1 rRNA gene is annotated in these 210 nt (G+C 55.7%); it reads left to right on the top strand.

The window, feature by feature from the left end:
- Window positions 1–210, top strand: a 23S ribosomal RNA gene (locus tag KVT45_RS56005); the annotation flags it as partial.

Below are 210 nucleotides of genomic sequence, written 5' to 3'. Positions count from 1 at the left end.
AGGCTGAGACCTGATGCCGAGCCGATTGTGGTGAAGTGGATGATCCTATGCTGTCGAGAAAAGCCTCTAGCGAGTTTCATGGCGGCCCGTACCCTAAACCGACTCAGGTGGTCAGGTAGAGAATACCGAGGCGTTCGGGTGAACTATGGTTAAGGAACTCGGCAAAATGCCCCCGTAACTTCGGGAGAAGGGGGGCCACACCTGGTGAGA

Origin of the sequence: Streptomyces sp. GbtcB6, from assembly GCF_019091475.1 — a bacterium.
GTDB lineage: Bacteria > Actinomycetota > Actinomycetes > Streptomycetales > Streptomycetaceae > Streptomyces > Streptomyces hyaluromycini.
This window is presented reverse-complemented; position numbering and strand designations above follow the sequence as displayed.